This window comes from Nonomuraea sp. KM90 (assembly GCF_052246675.1).
GTDB lineage: Bacteria > Actinomycetota > Actinomycetes > Streptosporangiales > Streptosporangiaceae > Nonomuraea.
In genome coordinates this window covers 74933-92279 of sequence record NZ_JBQQCB010000032.1, presented here as the reverse complement: position 1 = coordinate 92279, position 17347 = coordinate 74933, and the positions used below count along the sequence as shown (strand labels likewise).

Here is a 17347-nt window from a genome sequence, read left to right as displayed (position 1 = left end):
TACCGCGACCGACCCGAGCCGTATCGCTTCCGACGTCACCATCTGGACCGCTCAGGCATCTCGAGCACACGCAGCCCTCAGCCGAGACTCCTCACCCGACTTCTGAAACAGGCCCTAGACGGCCACCCCCGCGGGTACGCGGGCCTGGAGCAGCTCGAACCAGACCGTCGTGGAGCCGGCCTCGCGGGTGAAGCCCCAGCGGTGGCTGAGCGCCTCGATCAGCGGCAGGCCGCGGCCGCTGGTGGACTGCGTGCTCGTACGGCACACGCACGGCGGCCCGTCCGACCCGCCGTCCGACACGAACACCCGCACCATGGCCGGCGAGCTGGCCACGGTCACCGTGAACGAACCCCCGGAACCGGACCTGGTGTGCAGGATCGCGTTCGTGGCCAGCTCGCTGGTGAGCAGGACCACGTCGTCGTACAGCGGATGGTCGCGGCCCAGCGCGGCCGTCACGAGACCCCGGGCCCTGGACACCTGGGAGGGCACCCCCGGCAGCCGGACCACGAGATCGCCTGGGCCGGGCTGGTCTTCCTCATCCGCGTGGTGCGAGTCCGGCGCTGCCACGGCGACCTCCCCCAAATCCGGTGACGTTATGAGACGCGCCAGAGGTGGGGCGGAGATTATTGCGAAAAGGTAGGAATGGCCTTTCCCAAGGTCGCTTGTACGACCTCCGACCCCGACCGAGTACGCTGCGATCGACGAGTCGTCTAGGCCCGTGGGGGAGCAGGAGGTCGCGTGAGCAGCCTGGAGGCCGTCTGGACGCGGCCGTACGAGCGGCCGGGGGCGGCGGTCGTGACCGGCGTCTTCGACATCCTGCACGTCGGCCACGTGCGCTATCTCGGCGAGGTGGCCGCCCGCGGGCTGCCGCTGGTCGTCGGCGTCGAGGACGATCCGCGCGTGCGCGCGTGGAAGGGGCCGAGCCGCCCGTTCAACCCATCGGCGGAGCGGGCCGAGGTGCTGGCCGCGCTCCGCTTCGTGACCGGGGTCTTCATCGTGACCGGCCCGCCGGACGCGCACGGCCCCGAGGACTACATCGACCTGCTGGCGCCGATGCGGCCGGCCGCGCTCGCCCACACGGTGGGCGACCCGCACGCCGGGGCCCGGGCCGCCGCGGCGGCGATCCTGGGCGCCGAGTGCTGGGAGCTGGAGGCCATCCCGGACCGCTCGACGACCCGCATCGTGAACGCGGCGGGCAAGGGCTGACCGCCCCCGCCACCGCCGTGGCGGACCGGTGATGGGCTGCGGGAACGTGGGTGCCGCGCCCGGTGGCGGGGTGCCTGCCGGGGCGCGTGCCATGATCGCGTAATCTTTCATGACATGACGCCAGACCTCGTCGCGAAACGGGTGACGAACCTGCTGGCACCGCAGGTGCTGGTGATCGTCATGCCGCCGGTCGTCGGCCTGCTCGCGCAAGGGTGGCGCGGTGCGGCCTGGGGGCTGGTGGCCTCGGCGTTCTGCGGTGGCGTGCCGGCGGCGGTGATCGCGCTCGGCGTGCGCTCCGGCCGCCTCGACTCCCACCACATCGTGGACCGCGCCCGCCGCACCGGCCCGCTGCTCGCCGCCGTGGCGGCCGTGCTGGTGGCGCTGGCGCTGCTGGTCGTGATGGGCGCGCCGACGCTGCTCGTGGCGACCGTGACGGCGATGCTGGCCGCCCTGGCGGTGACCGTGCCGATCACGCTGCGCTGGAAGATCTCCTTCCACGCCGCCGTCTCCGCGGGCACGGTCGTGGTGTTCGCGCACGTCCTGCCCGTCTGGCCGGCCGCGATCGGCGGCGCCGCCGTGGTGGCGCTGGTGTGCTGGGCCAGGGTACGCCTGGCGCACCACACCTGGGCGCAGGTCGCCGCCGGCGCGGCGGCCGGCACGCTGACGACGTGGGCCACCCTGAGCGCCTTCGGAGTGAATTGACCTGATGAGGGGCCAGGCGGCGGAATAGGGGCGGCGCCGGCGGGGTTGCCGCGAACATGGATGCCACGAACCGCGGCCGGGTGCGCGTGGAGCGCACGGCCAAGCGTGTGAGGACGTATCTCGGCGGCCGGGTGGTGGCCGACACCACCTCCGCCCTCCTGGTGTGGGAGGTCCCGTACTACCCCGCCTACTACTTCCCGCTGTCCGACGTGGACGAGTCCGCGCTGAAGGCCACCGGGGCCACCAAGCACTCCCCGAGCAGGGGTGAGGCCGTCGTCTACACGGTCACCTCGGGCACGGCGGAGGCCGCCGACGCGGCATTGGCCTACCCCGACTCGCCGCTGGAGCAGATCCGCGGCCACGTCCGGTTCGAGTGGGACGCCATGGACGCGTGGTTCGAGGAGGACGAGGAGGTGTTCTTCCACCCGCGCGACCCGTACACCAGGGTGGACATCCTGACGAGCTCGCGGCACGTGCGGATCGAGGTGGACGGCGTCACCGTCGCCGACTCGCACAGCCCGCGGATCCTCTTCGAGACCGGCCTGCCCACCCGCTACTACCTGCCGAAGACGGACGTTCGGCTCGACCTGCTCGAACGCACCGACACCGCCACGCACTGCCCCTACAAGGGCACGGCCGAATACTGGTCGGTCAACGGCAAGAAGGACCTGGCCTGGTCCTACCGGACGCCGCTGCCGGAGAGCGAGAAGGTCGCCGGACTGGTCGCGTTCTACGACGAGAAGCTCGACGTGTACGTGGACGGTGAGCTCCAGGAGCGGCCCAAGACGAAGTTCTCCTGACGTCCCGCGCGCCGCCTCCTGACCGGGCCGGCCCGGTCAGGAGACGGTGGGAGGTGGCTCGGTCAGGAGGCGGTCCAGTGGGGGTCGCGGCCGAGGTAGCGCAGCAGGGCGGCCACGTCGTCGTCGCCCTCCTGCGGCTCCAGCGCGGCGGCGTACGCGCCCCAGGCCCGCAGCGGCTCGACGATCTCTCTGGCCACCGTCAGCAGCGGCCGGGCCATCTCCGGCGTGAGGGGCGAGGGGCCGCCGGTCGCCATCGCGATGTCCCAGGCGTGCACGGCCGCGTCCAGGGCGCACGCCGTCGAGCCCGACCAGGGCGACATCTTGTTCGGCGGCACCGGCGTCGGCACCTCGGCGGCCTCCCGGTCCACCCCCGCCCACGCCTTCGCCGAGCGGGACAGCGCGTCCTCCAGGAACGCCCGCGGGTCGCCCTCCAGCACGCCCGAGGGGTCGAACGGGTTGAACGAGGGGCCGGGCTCGCCGGTCAGCGCGGCGGCGAAGCCGATCTGGTCGCCCACGGCGTGCTGGAACACCTTGGTCACGCTCCAGCCGTCGCAGGGCGTCGGCAGGTCCCAGCCGCCCTGCGGGACGGCCGCGACGGCCTCGCGCAAGGCCCGGTGCGAGGCGTCGAGAACGTCCCAGCCGCTGGGGGTGAAGTCGCCGTTCATGGGGGAGCCCCTTTCGAAGTCGATGCCTCCACTCTAGCAGAACGGAACATTTTGTTCCACTATTTCGGGGCCTCGCTCGCCAGCCCCCGGATCAGCAGGTCGAGGGAGTACTCGAAGTCGGCCTCCGGGTTCACGCCGTGCCGCGTCCCGCGCAGCAGCCGGCTGAAGTGCGGCAGCGCCACGGGGTCCATCTCGCGGATGTACGCGCCGACGTTCCGGGCTCCCGCGTGCTCCCCGGAGTCGCCGGTGAACCCGCCGGTGGACATGAGCAGCGACCCGAACACCAGCCCGTTCACCGCCCCCAGGGCCCGCCAGGCGGCCACGTCGTCGAACCCGGCCCCGAACAGGGCGCCCACCAGGGCGTCGAGCGGCGCCAGCGCGCGTACGGAGGTCGGGTTGGACCGGTCGGTGACCAGCGCCAGCGGCACGACCGGATGCCGGCTGAACGCCCGGTACGTGCTCAGCGCCACCGCCCGGACCTGCTCCTGCCAGGGCAGCTCCGGATCCGGCCGCTCGACCTGGGCGAACACCCGCTCGGCGATGCCGTCGAGGAGGTCGGCCTTGTTCGCGACGTGGTTGTAGAGCGACATCGCCTCCACGCCGAGCGCCTTCGCCAGCCGCCGCATGGAAAGCCCGTCCAGGCCCTCCTCGTCGGCCAGTCCCAGGGCCGCGTCGAGGACCTTCTCCCTGTTCAGCGGCTCGCGCCGGGCCATCCAGTGCTCCTCTCACCCCGTTCCCGATTGACAAAGCTTACGGTGTATGTGCTCTACTTACAGCGTAAGCATACGCTGTAAGTAGAGGAGATCGGTTCATGAACGACGTGATCGTCGTCGGCGGCGGGCCCGTGGGGCTGCTGCTGGCGTGCGAGCTCAAGCTCGCCGGGGCGGACCCGCTGGTCCTGGAGGCGGCCACCGGCGAGGAGCGCAGGACGCGCAGCCTCGGGCTGCGCTCGCTCAACGCGCGCACCGTGCGGTCGCTGGCCCTGCGCGGCCTGAAGGAGCCGGTGGAGCGGGCCCAATGGGAGATGCTCGACGAGCTGGCCGACCGCCGTGGGCCGGCCGGGGCGGACCTGGTCGCCCTGATGGTGGAGCTGCTGCGGAAAGGCCAGATCAGGGGGCACTTCGCCGGGCTGCCGCTGCTGGACGAGGGCGGGGAGGCCGAATACCTCATGCTCAGGCAGGACCGGCTGGAGGGCGTCCTCGCCGAGCGGGCGGCCGCGATGGGGGTGCGGATCCGGCAGGGGTGCGCGGTGGCGGACGTCGCGCAGGACACCGCCGGGGTCACGGCCACCCTGGCCGGCGGGGAGGTGGTGCGCGGGGCGTACCTCGTGGGCTGCGACGGCGGGCGCAGCCTGGTGCGCAAGCGGTCGGGGATCGCGTTCGAGGGCACGCCGGCGACCATGACCGGGCGCACCGCCGTGGCCGAGCTGGCCGATCCCGGCATGGTGACCTCGTCGCTGCGCAGCCCCGGCGGGCTGGTGAACCTGTCACTCGTGCCGGGGGAGATCGCCACCATCGAGTTCGACGGCGGGCCGGACGACCGGGACGCGCCGATGACGGCGGCCGAGTTGCAGGCCAGCCTGCGGCGGGTGACGGGGCTGGAGGTTGTCGTCGAGCGGCTGGAGACCGGGATCCGCTACAGCGACAACACCCGGCACGCGCGCTCGTACCGGGAGGGGCGGGTGCTGCTGGCCGGGGACGCGGCGCACGTGCACTCGCCCATCGGCGGCCAGGGGCTCAACCTCGGGCTGCAGGACGCGGTCAACCTCGGCTGGAAGCTGGGGCTGGTGGTCCGCGGGGCGGCGCCCGGCAGCCTGCTCGACAGCTACACGGCCGAGCGGCATCCGGTGGCGGCCCGGGTGCTGCGCAACACGCGGGCGCAGGTGGCCCTGATGCGGCCGGGGGCGCAGGTGGACGCGTTGCGGGAGGTGCTGTCGGAGGTGCTGGAGCTGGGGGAGGCGCGACGGCACTTCACGGGCATGGCCGACGGGACGGAGGTGGACTACGCGCCCGGCTCGGCGCACCCCCTGGTCGGCCGCTTCGCCCCGCCCCTGGAGCGGGCCGGGGCGCCAGGGGAGGTCGCGCTCCGGGAGGGGCACGGCCCGTTGGGGGAGGGGCGCGGTCTCCTCATCGGGACCGGGGACGTCGGAGCCGCCGTGGCCGGGTACGCGGACCGGGTCGGGTCGGTCCGGCTCCCGGCCGACGCGGGCTTCGGCGGGGCGAGCGCCGTGCTGGTGCGGCCCGACGGGTACGTCGCGTGGGCGGGGGACGCGGGCGCGGCGGGCGACGCGCTCACGACGTGGTTCGGCCCGCCCACGACCGCGTGACGCCCGCCCCCACGACCGCGTGACGCCCGCCCCCACGGTCGGGTGGGGCTGTCAGGTGAGGAGGCGGGTGAGGACCCGGGTGCCGAACTCCAGGCCCTCGACCGGCACCCGCTCGTCCTTGCCGTGGAACATCCCGAAGTAGTCCAGGTCGGGCCGGAGCATGAGCGGCGCGAAGCCGTACCCCTTGATGCCGATCCGGGCGAAGGACTTGGCGTCGGTCCCGCCCGCCATCACGTACGGGACCGGCCTGGCCAGCGGGTCCTCGGCCACGAGCGAGCCGGCCAGCTCGTCGAAGAACGCCGACGGGTACGGCGCGTCGGGCGCCTCCTCCAGGTTGACGAACTCGCGGGTGACCTTCGGCCCGAGCAGCTCGTCGATCGTCTCCAGGAACTCCTCCTGCAACCCCGGCAGGTAACGCCCGTCCACGTGCGCCGAGGCGGTCGAGGGCACGACGTTGACCTTGTACCCGGCGTCGAGCATCGTCGGGTTCGCCGAGTTGCGGATCTGGCTCTTGAACAGGCTGCCCAGCGGCCCGAGCCGGGCCGCCTCCGCGTCCAGCCGGTCCAGGTCGATCGGCTGCCCGGTGATCTCCGACAGGCTCCGGACGAGCGCCGCGACCGACGGCGTCAGGCGTACCGGCCACTGGTACGAGGCCACCCGCGACAGCGCGTGCACCAGCGTCGCGACCGGGTTGTCCACGGGCGGCCGGGAGCCGTGGCCGGCCACGCCGTGCGCGGTCAGCCTCATCCAGGCGGTCCCGCGCTCGCCCACCGCGATCGGGTACACCCGGTGCCCTTCGGAGGCGACGCTGAAGCCGCCCGACTCGCTGATCGCCTCGGTCACGCCGTCGAACAGCTCCCGGTGCTCGGTCACCGCGTGCCGCGAGCCGTAGTCGCCGGTGGCCTCCTCGTCCGCCAGGAACGCCAGCACCAGGTCGCGCCGGGGCCGCTCGCCCCGCGCCAGCATGCCGAGCACGGTGGCCAGGGTCATCGAGCACGACCCTTTCATGTCGACCGCGCCCCGGCCGTACACGCAGCCGTCCACGATCTCCCCGGAGAACGGGTGCATCTGCCACTCGGCCGGGTCGGCGGGCACCACGTCGAGGTGGCCGTGCACGAGCAGCGCGTCGGGGGAGTCGCCGTCGATCCTGGCCACGACGGTGGTCCGCTTCGGCGCCGACTCGAACACCACCGGCTCCAGCCCCGCGTCGGCCAGCAGCGTGGCGACGTATTCGGCGGCCGGGCGCTCCCCGGAGCCGGGGTTCGTGGTGTCGAACCTGATCAGGTCCGAGCAGATCTCGGCAACGCTCTTCATGCTCTCCCCTTAAGTGTCAAAGGCGGCACACCGGGCGTCTCCATGTCGAAGATCAGCCCGTAGAAGGCCAGCTCGGCCTCCAGCACCGCGACGATAGTCTCCTCCCTGCGCCAGCCGTGCTGCTCGCCGGGAAAGGTGAGCAAGGCCCACTCTTTGCCATGCTTGTCCAGTTCGGCGGTGAATCGCTCGGCCTGGCCCACATCCACGATCGCGTCCTCCAGGCCGTGCAGCATGAGGCACGGGCCCGATGCCCGGAAGGCGTTCAGGAGCGGGGAGCGCTCGGTGTAGCGCTCCCGCGTCTCGGGCAGCGGGCCCACCAGGCCGTCCAGATAGCGCGACTCGAAGTCGTGCGTCTCGGCCGCCCAGCTCTCCGGGTCGGTGATCGCGTAGTGCGCGACCCCGCCCGCGAACACGTCGCTGTGCACGAGCGCCGCCACCGTGGTCCAGCCGCCCGCGCTGCCGCCCCGGATGGCGAGCTTGGCGGCGTCGGCCCGGCCCAGCTCGACCAGGCCGCGCGCCACCCTGGCGCAGTCCTGCACGTCCACCACGCCCCACTGGTGGCGCAGCCGCTCCCGGTAGGCGCGGCCGTAGCCGGTCGACCCGCCGTAGTTCACCACGGCCACGCCGATGCCCCTGCTGGTGAAGTAGGCGATCTCCAGGTCCAGCACGATCGGCAGGTTCCCGGTCGGCCCGCCGTGCACGAAGATCACGTACGGGCCGGGGCCCTGCGCCCCGGCCGGCGGGTAGAGGTGGGCGTGCACGCCCTCGATCGTCACGGTCTCCGGCGTGGGGAGCAGGGCGCGGTCCGGCAGCGGCTTGCGCGCCGACACCACCTCGTGCGCGCCGTCGGCCAGGCCGACGAGCGTGACCTCCAGCGGCGTGTACGGCGTCGCCCCCACGGCCGCCGCCCGCCCTCCCGCGACCGAGACCGTCGAGGACCAGTGGGTGGCCGCCCCGCCGATCTCGCGGAGGTCGCCGGTCTCCGGGTCGAGCACGCCCAGGCGGCGGTGGTCGGCGGTGCCGTAGACGACGACCAGGCGGCCGTCCTCGGCGACGGCGAAGCAGGTCAGGCCCGGTTTCCAGGCCGCCGCCCCGAACTCCAGCTCCATCGGGGCGAGGTTGCGGGCGGGGGAGCCGTCGAGCGGGACGAGGTGCACGTTCCACCAGCCGGTGGGGTCCGTGACCGCGTACAGGCTGGTGGCGTCACGCCACTCGGCCTGGGCCACCGACTCGCTCGGGCCGCCCGCGACCACCTCGTACGGCCCCGCCGTGCCGTCCTCGCGCAGCGGGGCCACGCACAGCTCGGTGCCGTCCCACGGCATGTTCGGGTGGTCCCAGCCGATCCAGGAGACATATCGGCCGTCAGGGGAAATGCGGGGGTTCATCAGGAAATGTTGGGCTTTGGTGATGACTCTGAGCGGGCCGCCGTCCAGCGGCACCGCCACCAGGTCCCGCACGTCGCCGGTCTCCCTGACCGCCCACACCTCGTCCCGGTCCGGCGGGAGGTAGAGGTCGGCGTACCGCGACGGGCCCGCCGGGGTCAGCGGCACCGGCTCGTGCTCGTCCAGGCGGTACAGGCGCTGGTCGGCCCAGTTCGTGAAGACCAGGCCGCCCCCGGGCAGCGGGCGCCAGGAGCGGCCGCCGTACTCGACGACGCGGTTGCGGGCGTTCCAGCCCTCGGGGAGCGCGTCGACGCGGGAGCCGTCCGGCAGGCGGCGCACCACGCAGCGCCGGCCGCCCTCGTGCGGGCGCGGCTCGTCCCACCAGACCTCGACACCGGAGGGCGTGGCCACCGCCTCCACCCACTGGGGGCCGCCGTCGGTACGGGCCACGTCGATCGGTCGAATGCTCATCAGTTCACCAATTGCCGTTGGTACAAGGAGGAAGAGGGAGTTCGGGCGGGTGAACGACGTACGCGATGCCGCCGCTGCCCGAGCTCCTGAGCCACACGTGCTCGAACGCCGCCCGCGGGTAGACCCGGCGGACCTCGGCGTCGCCGGGCGCGGCGGGGTCGTTCACGATGACGTCGCCCCCGGCCGTGAAACCGGTGACGACCAGGATGTGGCCGTTCGTGGAGTAGCAGGAGCCGGGCAGCTCGTGCGCCTTGAACGACTGGGACGTGATCACCGGGATCCCCGCCCGTACGAACTGCTCCAGCTCCGCCGCCGACCGCAGCCGCGTGACGAACCCGGACAGCCCGTACCGCCCCGCGTAGGCCACGTTGAACGGCCAGTTGCCGGTGCCCTGGTAGCTCTCGTCGTACGTGCCCGCCGCCGCGTGGTCGACCGCCGGCGCCGGATCGTCGTCGCCCACCCAGCCCAGCTCGCCGGGCTCCGGGCCGCGTCCCCAGAAGCCCAGCACCATCGCCACCGAGGCGGGGCCGCACCAGTTGGCGCCCCCGCCGTCGTAGCGCGGGTGGTGCCCGGCGTGCGCGTGCTGCGAGTGCCGGGGCACCGCCAGCTCCACGGCCCCGCCCGTGCCGGGGGCGCTCGGGGCGGGCGCCCGCGGCGGCAGCGCCGAGGCCATCACCCCCAGCCCGGTCACCCGGGCGCCGTCGCCGTGCCGGGTCACCCGCACCTGGTAGGCCACCACCGGCCGCCTGGCCACGAACGTGTCCACCGCCACGTCCCCGTCCTCGTCGCCCTGGCCGGGCACCGAGGTGCGCGGATCGCCGTGCTCGGACCAGCGGCCCATGACGTACCACTTGGTGAGACCGCCGGAGGCGGTCCTGGCGCGCAGCGCGACCTCGATCCACGAGCCGGGCGGGGTGCGCGCGGTCCAGGACGGCACGATCTGGGTGGCCGGGAAGCCGATCACCTGCTCCTCGCCGGTCCACTCGCCAGCCTCGCCGCCCGCGGACCCTTCGGGTACGGCGAAGCGGGCGAAGGCGACGCGGGCCAGATCGACGGTGAGCACCAGGCACATTGTGGTTTCGCACTCCATGTCGCACATCGGATGGTTTACGTACCGGCCCGATTGTGTCAGTGATCATCTCTATGGTTCGGGGCATGACTTCAGCAGTGCAGGCATACTCCTACGCCGGGCCCTCCGTGCTGGCCGACGGCAAGCTCGGGCTCTCGACCTCCGGTGGCACCGCGTTATCCGGCCCCCAGACCCACCCCAGGTTCTTCAGCGGGCTGCTCTCCCAGGCCGCCCCGGCCGCCGCGGGACTGCTGGCCGTGGCCGACGTGGCGCTCGCCCGCTACCACCAGCCCCGGCCCGGCTGGACCCGCGACCCGGTGGTGACGTGCGACGGCGGGCGGCTCAGGTTCGAGTCGTTCTCGGCGTGCGGCGGCGTCTACGCCCGGCTCGACGTGCTGGAGCTCGACGGCGACGTGCTCGACCGGGGCACGACCAACGTCGACGTCAACGGCCCGCTGCGCGAGGCGCTGGCCAGGGTGGGCGGCAGGGACCCGCTCCACCTGGGCGTCGGGCCCGACGAGCTGACGGTCACCACGCTCGACGGCGCGGTGGTGGAGAAGAAGGTGCCGCTGCCGACGCGGTGGCTGCGCGGGTTCGCCGAGGTGCAGGTGATGGCCTCCGGGTGGGACCTGCGGGCCGAGCTGGCGGGGCCGCAGGCCGTACGCTTCCTGCGCTCCCTGCCCCGGGGCGCCCGCTCCACCGTCTGGGCCGTGCCGGCCGGCCGCGACCTGCGCCTGTCCTCCGGTGCGGCGCGCGGCGGCGTGTGCCTGGCGGGCACCGGGCGGGTGGCCACGCTGATGCCGCTGCTCAGGTTCGCCAAGGCGCTGCGGGTCTACGGTCGCGCCGACGGCTCCTCCACCGCCGGCGCGTGGGAGCTGGAGCTGCCCGGCATGCGCTACACGCTGGCCGTCTCGCCCCAGCCGTCGCGCGGCTTCTCCGGCGAGGGCCAGGTCCTGGAGGATCTGGCCACCGACGAGGCCGCGGGCGACGCCGACGTGGTGGGCATGCTGCTCAACTTCGAGCCCACCGTCGAGCTCGGCCTGCTCGCCGACCGCTCGGGGCTGCCCATCGAGCGCGTACGCGCGGCGCTCACCCAGCTCGGCACCGCCGGCCGGGTCGGCTACGACCTGCACGAGGCCGCCCACTTCCACCGCGAGCTCCCCTACGACAAGGACCAGGTGGCCCAGCTCAACCCGCGCCTCACGGCGGCCAGGGCCCTGGCGGACTCGGGGGCCGTGCGGCTGCTGTCCGGCGACGAGGCCGAGGTCACGACCGACGGCGGGGTGCGCCGGGTGCGGGTGGCCGACGGCGAGTGCACGTGCCCGTGGTGGTTCGACCACCGGGGGTCGCGCGGACCGTGCAAGCACGTGCTGGCGGCCCGGATCGCCGCCCGGGTGGCGGTGGAGGCGACACTGTGACGCCGGCCGGCGTCTTGGGCGCGGGTGGCGGGGAGAGCGGGGCAGTTGGGCCGATCGGGTCCGGTGGGGGGACGCCGTGGGAGTCGGTGGTGGCGGCCATCGACACCGGTGACCTCGACCTGGTGGCCGACCGTGTGCTCGCGCTCGACGAGCGGGCCCGCCGCGAGGTGGCCGCCGCGCTGCCCGGGCACATCCCCGTGGCGGAGGAGCGCGCGGACGCGCGGCGGCGTGCCCGCGAGAGCCGGCGTGCCCGCGAGAGCGAGGCCGCGTGGCGGGAGTACGTACGCGCCGCGCAGCGCGCCGGCCGCACCGTCTACGAGCACGAACGCTGGCGGTGGGACGCCCCGTGGAACTCCCCGTCCGTCCCCGTCCCCGGCGAGAGCTGGGCCGGCCCGCTGCGGGTGGCCGGGGCGGCGGCCATCGGCGGCGCCGCAGCCGTCGTCTCCTGGCTCTACCGCCGCGACCTCCAGGACGGCTGGAACGACGCCGCCGTCCCGGCCGTCCTCGAACGCGTCCTGGCGGCCCGCCCGGCCGAATGGCAGGCCGACTTCGCCACCCGCGCCGCGCTCAAGCTCCGCCCCGCCCCGCGACGGCGCGGGGGCCGGGACCCGATGGCCGGCCTGGTGCTGGCCATGCTGCGCCGCACCGGCGCCACCCCGCCCGAGCACGACCCGCTCGTGGTGGCCTGGGCCGGGCACCCGCCCATCGCGGCCACCCTGCGCGAGGACCGGCTGCTCGACCACCTCCTGCCCCGGCTGTTCGAGGCGGAGGGAGTCGGCCTGGTCCTGCGCGACGAGCGCGCCGACCCTCCCCCGCCGAGGAGCTGGCTGGCGGCGCTCGGGAAGCTGGAGAGCGAGGGCCGGATCGGGCGCGACCTGCTGCTCGACGGGTGCCTGCGGCGCTTCCTGCGCGGCGGGCAGGCGACCGACCTGCGCTTCTTCGTACGGCTGCACGAGCTGCTCTCGCCCACGTACGACGAGGTGATCAAGCGACGCCACGACTACCTGCGGCTGCTGCCCGCCGCGCCCGGGGTCGTCGCGGAGGCGGCGCTCAGGCACCTGCGCCGGCTCGAGACCCTCGACCCCGATGAGGTGACCGAGGCGGTGCGGGCGCTGCTGTCCAGGGGCGAGCGCAAGCTGCTGACGGCCGGGCTCACCTGGCTCGACGCGGTCGCCCGGGACCCCGGGGCCGACCTCGACGAGCTGGCCCCGGCGCTGGGGTACGCGTTCGCCTGCGAGTCCGCCGACGTGCAGGGCCGGGCGGTGCGGATGGCGGTCAAGCACGCCAAGCGGTTCACGCCGGTCGGGGCACAGGCGATCAGGGACACGATCGGCGTCCTGCCGCAGGAGCTCGGGGAGACGCTGGCGGCGGTGTTCGGCGGGGAGGCGGCCGACGACCAGCGGGACGCCGACGGGTTCACGCCGTCGCCGCTGCCCGAACCCCTCCGCCCCGAGCCCTTCCCACCGCCGCTCCGGACGGCGGCCGACCTGGACCCACGCCCCGCCGCGGCCCGGTGGGAGGCCGCGGAGCTGTGGCTGGCCGGCGTGGTACGGCTCCACGGCCGCGACCGGGAGGGGCTCGCGGCCCGGCTGGCAGAGGGACGGCCGCTCCCGGATCCGCCCGCGCGCCCGTGGGTGGAGGTCTGGCAGTGGTGCCAGGAGATCGCGCGGCTGGTGGTGCCGGGCGCCGGGGCCGTTGTCGGAGAGGCGGTGGGGCCGCGGGGGTCGTCGTGGCTGCCGCAGGCCGGGGACGTGCCGGGGCCGCACCTGTTCCTGCTGCGGCGCTGGGCCGAGGTGTACGACGCGATCCCGGCTGGAGCGCTCCCGCCGTACCTGCTGGCCGAGCCCACCGGGGCGACCGGCCACCTGGACGCCGGGGAGCTGGTGGAGCGGCTGGCGGGCTACGAGCGGGCGGGGGTCGAGGCCCTGCCCGCCGACCTGCAGCAGGCGCTGCTACGGCTGCCGCGCGAGATCGCACCCGAGGTGGTGGCGCGGGCGGCGGGGCTCACCTCGGAGGCGGGCCGGGCGGCGGCGCGCTGGATGGGCGGCGGGCGGCCCGAGTCCGCCACGGAGATCGCCTGGTGGTACTACCCGCCGGCGGGGGCACCGGGGTACGGCGACAGGCACGTGTACGGCGACGACCGCGAAACCGGCGGGACGCTGGTCTATGAACTGGTGCCACGCCTCCGGATCATGCCCCCGGTAGCCGGTGGCTCGTTGGACGGCGGCCTGCCGGATGCTGCCCTGTCGGACGTTGGCCTGTCGGACGTTGGCCTGACGGGCTGCGAGGTGTCGGGCGGTGGGGTCGCGGGCGGGAGGTTGCCGCTGGTCCGGGAGTTGCTGGGTGGGTCCGCCGAGCATCGGCTGAAGGAACACGGCGGGTACATGCACTGGTGGCCGTACCTGATGCCGTCGCACCGGGAGGCCGTCGCGGCCCATCTCGTGCCGCACCTGATCGAGCGGTGGCAGCGGGCCCGGGTCCAGCCGCCCCTGGCATGGGCACTCGCACTGGCCGACGGGCCGGCGGGGGAGGCGGTCGCGCTCGTGCTGGCGTACTTCGCGGCCGACCGTTCCTGGTCGGCCGATCCGTAGGAGCGGGCACGTTCCCTGTTGGGGCTGGCCGCTCGAGTGGGTCTCGACGCCGAGCAGGTGGTGCGGTAGCTCGCGCTGCTGGTCCGCCGGACGGAGCTCAAGCCGTGGCCGGTGTTCGAGACCCTGGAGAGCGCGGCCGCGCTCGGGGCGCACCGGGAGGTGTGGCGGGTCATGACGGGGTTCCTGGCCGTGTTCCTGCCTGGGCCGGGGGAGCGGCCGCACACCCGGCACACGCAGGGGCTCGTGTTCGCCTTGCGGGCGGCTCGGTGGGCGGAGGCGCGAGGGGTGCCGGCCTGCGTCGCGGAGGTCGCGGAACGCCGGGCGTCGAACAACTTCGTCCGCGAGGCCCGGCGACTCCACACCTACCTCACATAAGACCCACCCGTCCGGTCCCGGCCCGCCGTCCCGGTTCGCCGGTGTGGTCCGCTTGGTCCTGGCGCGGCCGGTGGTGGCCCCGCTTGGTCCCGGTCTGCCGGTGGTGGGGCGCCGGGCATCTTCCGGCCCCGGCCCGGCCCTGCCCGGTCGCTCAGGGCCGTGGCGTGCGGGTCCCGGGCCGCAAGGTCGCGGCCGCGGCGGGCGGGCCGGGGTGAGCGGGTCAGCGGGCCGGGGTGAGGGGGCCGGGGTGAGGGGGCCGGGGTGGGCTGCCGTTCAGCCCTCCGGCCCGGGGCGGGTGGTCAGAGGTAGAGGCCCGTGGACTCGTCGCCGGGGGTCGGGGTGATCTCGCGGCCGGCGCGCAGCGCGTACAGTTGCGCCAGCGTCGCCCCCGACGGCCCCACCCCCTCCGGCGACCCCAGCCACGTGACCGCCTCCTCCTTGCTCAGCGGCCCCACCTCGACCTGCGCCAGGCAGCGGCCCGGCCGGACGACGGCGGGGTGGAGGCGGGCCAGGTCCTCGTTCGTGGTGATCGCCACCAGGACGTCCCGGCCCTGCCCGAGCAGGCCGTCCGTCAGGTTGAGCAGGCGCGAAAGCCCCTGCCCCGCCTGGGCCTTCGCCCCCGAGCTGATCAGCTCGTCGCAGTCCTCCAGCACCAGCAGCCGCCAGCGCTGTGCCTCCTCGTCGGTGTCGTAGCCGACGGCCACCTCCATCAGGTAGCCGGGCTCGTTGAACAGGCGCTCGGGGTCGAGCACGCAGTCCACCTGGCACCAGTCGTGCCACTGCTTGGCCAGCGTGCGCAGCAGCGTGGTCTTGCCGGTGCCCGGCTCCCCGTGCAGGAGGATGAGGCGGCCGTTGACGTCGGCCGGGGTGATGGACATGAGCCGTTCGAGCGCCGGGCGGACCTTGGCCGAGTAGTTCGGGCTGATCTCGTCCCAGGGCTGCGCCGTGATCGGCTTCTCCGAGCGGGTGCCGCCGTGCATGCCCCGCCACCAGAAGCCCATCTCGACGTGGTCGACGTCCGGGGCGGCCTCCTCGGCGCCCTCGATGCTCTCCGCGAGCACGGACTTCGCCAGGTCCTCGTCCACCGCCGTCACGCTGACGGTCGCGGTGCGGTTGCGGTGGCGTACGACCCGCAGGGTCCACCCGTCGCCGCAGATCAGCCGCGACTCCGAGCCGTCCTCGACCCGCGCGGTACGCATCACGCGCCCGCCGGCGGGGGCGAGCGTGGCGTCAGGGCGTACGCGCTCCAGATTGGCCAGGCGTGACCACGGCTGCGCGCCCGTCGCGAACGGCGACAGTGCCAGCGCGTCGATGACGTCGATGGCGGAATCGGCGTCGTCGATCCAGATGTTCATCGGGAGCTCGGCGGAGTCCGGACTGGGGAACGGCACCTCCCTGATAACAGACATATTGTTAATGATCTCCGTCTCGGCGCCGGATGTCGAAGGGTTTTGGCTGGGAATACGCTTAGTTTTTCTTGAGGGTACCGGTCTGCGTGACGATGCCGGGGCCCGGCACGTCCCGCCAGGTATAGGTGAGGCCGTCGCCTGTCATGTCCAGGGTGATCGTGCCGGCGATGCAGCCGCCCTCGTTCTGGCCCAGGTGGAAGGTGAGCCGGCGCTCCTCGACCTTGGTCAGGGCGATGGTGCCCTTGCAGTCGTCGTCCTGGTCCTTCTCCGTCCACGCCGCCGTGGATGCGCCTTCCTCCAGCTTCACCCTGTTCTCGGCGCCGTCGGTGTCCATCACGTTCGTGCTGGTGGTGTATCCCGACCAGTCCCCCTCGAAGGCGGCCGGGATCTTCAGCGCCGGGCCGGCCGATGACTCCCCCTGCTCGTCGGGGCTCGACTCCGACGGTGACTCGGGCTGCCGCGTCACGGGTTCCGTGGGCGAGGGTTCGGTGGTCGACTGCGGGCGCTCGGTGCTCGTGGCGGGGGAGAAGTTCAGCAGTACGGCCGTGGTGGCGACCGCGGTCAGGGCCACCGCCACCGCCACGGCGCCGATGAGCAGGCCCCGCGAGCGGACCGCCCGCGCAGTCGTCCCCGCCGTCGTTCCCGCCGGAGCCTGGGGCCCCGTGGGCTGCCCGTCGGGGCGGAGACCGGGGGCGGGAGGCGGACCGTGGGGGCCCGTGGCGTACGGGGTGGCGGGTGGTGGCCGGTTGGGGTTGAGCAGGGAGACCATCAGTTGCTGCGCCGTGGGCCGCCGCGCCGGATCCTTGGCCAGGCAGGACGCGAGCACCTCGCGCAGCCGTGGCGGCAGCGGCGACAGGTCCGGCTGGGCGTGCAGCACCCGGTTCAGTACGGCGGGCACGGTGTCGGCCCCGAACGGGCTCGACGCGGTGGCCGCGTACACCATGGACGCCGCCCACGCGAACACGTCGGACGGCGGCGCGGCGGGCGAGCCGCCGATCTGCTCCGGCGACAGGTAGGCGGGCGTGCCGATCAGACCAGAGGTCATGGTCGCCGCCCCCTCGGCCCGGGCGATGCCGAAGTCGACCACGCGCGGCCCGTCGGGACCGAGCAGCACGTTGGACGGCTTGAAGTCGCGGTGCACGACCCCGGCCGCGTGGATGGCCGCCAGCGCGGTGGCCGTGCCGACGACGAGGCGCTCGAGGTCGCCGCCGCGCAGGGGGCCGCGCAGGCGCACCCGGTCGGCCAGGGAGGGACCGTCCACGAATTCGCTCACCACGTACGGCCTCGGCCCGCCGGTCGAGACCTCGATCACGCGGGCGGTGCAGAAGGAGGCGATGCTCTCCAGCGCGTCGAGCTCGCGCGCCAGCCGGGCCCGCGTCTGCTGGTCACCGGCGCTGAGCAGCTTGATCGCGACCGGTTCGCCGGCCGGGGAGTGGGCGAGGTAGACCACGCCCTGCCCGCCTTCGCCGAGCCGCCCGGCCAGGCGGAACCCGCCCAGCGACGCCGGATCGTCGGGGGTGAGGGGGTTCACCATGGGCGATACGTTACCTGTCGCCCTGCGGACGCGAAGATCCACCGGTACCTTGTGTCGTTGGGATAAATCACTCCTTATGCGGAGG

The 17347-nt window shown here is 74.1% G+C and carries 15 protein-coding genes; 7 read left to right on the top strand and 8 right to left on the bottom strand.

Features of this window, described 5'->3' with window-relative positions; translation table 11 throughout:
* Positions 1-114: 114 nt before the first annotated feature.
* Positions 115-567 (bottom strand): ATP-binding protein, encoded by a 453-nt coding sequence (locus ACTWPW_RS28655; RefSeq protein WP_375109453.1) that lies wholly within the window; start codon positions 565-567, stop codon positions 115-117.
* 171 nt (positions 568-738) lie between these two features.
* Between ACTWPW_RS28655 and ACTWPW_RS28650 the strand changes: the two genes are divergently transcribed.
* The 3 genes from ACTWPW_RS28650 to ACTWPW_RS28640 all read left to right on the top strand — a co-directional run bounded on the left by ACTWPW_RS28650 (position 739) and on the right by ACTWPW_RS28640 (position 2708).
* Complete coding sequence (locus ACTWPW_RS28650) at positions 739-1206, top strand: adenylyltransferase/cytidyltransferase family protein (protein ID WP_375109454.1); 468 nt, start codon at positions 739-741, stop codon at positions 1204-1206.
* A gap of 114 nt (positions 1207-1320) precedes the next feature.
* Entirely contained in the window at positions 1321-1908 is a 588-nt protein-coding gene (locus tag ACTWPW_RS28645; protein ID WP_375109455.1) for a hypothetical protein, read from the top strand.
* Between the two features lie 56 nt (positions 1909-1964).
* Positions 1965-2708, top strand: coding sequence for a DUF427 domain-containing protein (locus tag ACTWPW_RS28640; RefSeq protein WP_375109456.1), 744 nt, complete (start codon positions 1965-1967; stop codon positions 2706-2708).
* 62 nt (positions 2709-2770) lie between these two features.
* Here the strand turns inward: ACTWPW_RS28640 and ACTWPW_RS28635 are convergent, their stop codons facing one another.
* Both ACTWPW_RS28635 and ACTWPW_RS28630 read right to left on the bottom strand, forming a co-directional pair.
* A complete protein-coding gene (locus ACTWPW_RS28635) occupies positions 2771-3373 on the bottom strand; it encodes a TIGR03086 family metal-binding protein (RefSeq protein WP_443170457.1) in 603 nt (200 codons plus the stop codon).
* 59 nt (positions 3374-3432) lie between these two features.
* Entirely contained in the window at positions 3433-4086 is a 654-nt protein-coding gene (locus ACTWPW_RS28630) for a TetR/AcrR family transcriptional regulator C-terminal domain-containing protein (RefSeq protein WP_375109458.1), read from the bottom strand.
* A gap of 98 nt (positions 4087-4184) precedes the next feature.
* Here ACTWPW_RS28630 and ACTWPW_RS28625 point away from each other — a divergent pair, with 98 nt between their 5' ends.
* A complete protein-coding gene (locus tag ACTWPW_RS28625) occupies positions 4185-5699 on the top strand; it encodes an FAD-dependent monooxygenase (protein WP_443170456.1) in 1515 nt (504 codons plus the stop codon).
* 51 nt (positions 5700-5750) lie between these two features.
* On the opposite strand, the gene ACTWPW_RS28620 is transcribed toward ACTWPW_RS28625, so the two are convergent.
* Genes ACTWPW_RS28620 through ACTWPW_RS28610 form a run of 3 tightly spaced genes read right to left on the bottom strand, consistent with a single transcriptional unit; the run spans position 5751 to position 9938 of the window.
* Positions 5751-7013, bottom strand: coding sequence for a M20/M25/M40 family metallo-hydrolase (locus tag ACTWPW_RS28620; protein ID WP_364111996.1), 1263 nt, complete (start codon positions 7011-7013; stop codon positions 5751-5753).
* Positions 7010-8866 (bottom strand): dipeptidyl-peptidase 5, encoded by a 1857-nt coding sequence (locus ACTWPW_RS28615; protein ID WP_443170455.1) that lies wholly within the window; start codon positions 8864-8866, stop codon positions 7010-7012. Before ACTWPW_RS28615 ends, ACTWPW_RS28620 begins: the two co-directional genes overlap by 4 nt.
* A gap of 4 nt (positions 8867-8870) precedes the next feature.
* Positions 8871-9938 carry a C39 family peptidase gene (locus ACTWPW_RS28610; RefSeq protein WP_443170459.1) on the bottom strand — a complete coding sequence of 356 codons (1068 nt, stop codon included), beginning with the start codon at positions 9936-9938 and terminating at the stop codon, positions 8871-8873.
* An 83-nt stretch (positions 9939-10021) separates the two neighbouring features.
* Between ACTWPW_RS28610 and ACTWPW_RS28605 the strand changes: the two genes are divergently transcribed.
* The 3 genes from ACTWPW_RS28605 to ACTWPW_RS28595 all read left to right on the top strand — a co-directional run bounded on the left by ACTWPW_RS28605 (position 10022) and on the right by ACTWPW_RS28595 (position 14319).
* Entirely contained in the window at positions 10022-11353 is a 1332-nt protein-coding gene (locus ACTWPW_RS28605; RefSeq protein ID WP_443170454.1) for an SWIM zinc finger family protein, read from the top strand.
* A gap of 89 nt (positions 11354-11442) precedes the next feature.
* Entirely contained in the window at positions 11443-13944 is a 2502-nt protein-coding gene (locus ACTWPW_RS28600) for a hypothetical protein (protein WP_443170453.1), read from the top strand.
* 111 nt (positions 13945-14055) lie between these two features.
* On the top strand, positions 14056-14319 hold the full coding sequence (locus ACTWPW_RS28595) for a hypothetical protein (protein WP_443170452.1): 264 nt from the start codon (positions 14056-14058) through the stop codon (positions 14317-14319).
* Positions 14320-14618: 299 nt separating this feature from the next.
* Here ACTWPW_RS28595 and ACTWPW_RS28590 read toward each other — a convergent pair whose 3' ends face one another.
* Positions 14619-15728, bottom strand: a complete 1110-nt coding sequence (locus tag ACTWPW_RS28590; RefSeq protein WP_443170451.1) for a DUF5925 domain-containing protein — start codon at positions 15726-15728, stop codon at positions 14619-14621.
* A 58-nt stretch (positions 15729-15786) separates the two neighbouring features.
* A complete protein-coding gene (locus ACTWPW_RS28585; protein ID WP_443170450.1) occupies positions 15787-17262 on the bottom strand; it encodes a protein kinase domain-containing protein in 1476 nt (491 codons plus the stop codon).
* Positions 17263-17347: the final 85 nt, after the last annotated feature.